Origin of the sequence: Pseudomonas sp. K5002 (genome assembly GCF_013386655.1) — a bacterium.
GTDB lineage: Bacteria > Pseudomonadota > Gammaproteobacteria > Pseudomonadales > Pseudomonadaceae > Aquipseudomonas.
Genome location: NZ_JACARK010001190.1, coordinates 1 through 1,460, shown reverse-complemented (window position 1 = coordinate 1,460; position 1,460 = coordinate 1). Strand labels below are relative to the sequence as shown.

Below are 1,460 nucleotides of genomic sequence, written 5' to 3'. Positions count from 1 at the left end.
AGTTGGCGAGCCAGGCTGGCCACCGCGACTGCGCCGGCCAGCACGCCATAGACCCCATCGAAACGCCCGGCACTCGGCTGGCTGTCGAGATGCGAGCCACACAGCACGTAGGGCGCTTCTGGATTAAAGGTGATCAAACCGAACATGTTACCCACTGCATCCACACGCACGTCAAAACCGCGTTCAGTCAGCCAGGCCGCGAACAGGTCGCGCACGGCGCCGTCTTCAGCCGAGGCGGCGAGGCGATGCAGCCCACCGGCCTTGGTCGCGCCGATGACCGAGGTGTCGCGGAACAGCGCCTCGAAGGTTTCAAGGTCCTGTTCACTGGGCACCAGCAACTCAGGGGTAAAGGATATCGACATGGGCTTGCTCCAGGCGGGTCGCAAAGTCGTTGGACGGCGCACGATTGGTGACCAGGGTCGTGATGGCGCTGAACGGCAGCGTATTGATAAAGGTGCGGTGGCCGAACTTGGCGTCATCGGCCAGGATCACGCTGCGCAGGCTGTGTTTGGTCAGTTCCCGGCGCAGCAGCGCCTCGGGCTCCTGGTAGTCCATGAACCCCAGCTCCAGGTCGACAGCGCCGATGCCCATGAAGGCAATGTCGTAGTGGAACTGTCGGACGAATTCCAGGGTGTGGGCGCCAATCAGCGCGTTGTCGTTGCGGCGCACATCGCCGGGCACCACCAGCACCTGGTTGGCGCTTTGCTCGGTGATCAGGCGGGCGATGTCCAGGGAGTTGGTGATGATGCGCAACTGGCTGAACGCGGTCAGTTGCTGGGCCAGGGCCAGGGTCGAGGTGCCGGTGTCGAGGAACAGCACCATGCCTTCGCTCACCAGCTTCGCTGCACACACCGCGATACGCGTCTTGGCCTGGGGCTTGATGCGGCTGCGCACCTGCAGCGGCTGTTCTTCGTTGAGCCGCGGCAGGATCGCGCCGCCGTGGATGCGCCGCAGCTTGCCGGCTTCTTCCAGGTACTTGAAGTCGCGGCGGATGGTTTCTTCGGAGACGAACAGCGCCTGCGCCAGGTCCGACGCCTTGACGCGCTGGTGTTGGGTGAGCAGGAGCATGATTTCGTCGAGACGTGGCTGGTTGAGCATAAAAGAGGTATTCCAGGGCAGGTTCAGGCGGCCGGTATTGCGCGCCCCACGGCGAAACGCGGCGCGAGCCGGTCCAGCGGGGAGCATAGAACGTAATACAGCCATGGACAGGGTCACGGGTACCTCTCACTCATCAGGGTGTGAAAGGGCAGGACAACACAAAGCGTTTATCACGGGCGGGCTTCTTTTGAGCCCACTCCGGGTGCAATCAATCAGGGCATCAGCATCGGGGGAAGGTGCTGATCCCAGGGGGCGATGGCTTCGACGGCCGCGCAGAATTGCAGCACCTGGGCGTCGGCAAAACGTGGGCCGATCACCTGCAGGCCAATCGGCAAACCGCTCGGGCTGAAGCCGCAGGGCAG

Annotated in this window: 1 protein-coding gene and 2 pseudogenes; all 3 read right to left on the bottom strand. The window is 63.4% G+C overall.

The window, feature by feature from the left end:
- A pseudogene (locus tag HX846_RS34740) lies at positions 1-362 on the bottom strand (Zn-dependent hydrolase); the annotation flags it as partial.
- Entirely contained in the window at positions 340-1,098 is a 759-nt protein-coding gene (locus HX846_RS34735; protein WP_008433061.1) for a DeoR/GlpR family DNA-binding transcription regulator, read from the bottom strand. The pseudogene HX846_RS34740 and the gene HX846_RS34735, both read right to left, overlap by 23 nt.
- A gap of 212 nt (positions 1,099-1,310) precedes the next feature.
- Positions 1,311-1,460, bottom strand: a pseudogene (locus HX846_RS34730) (amidase family protein); the annotation flags it as partial.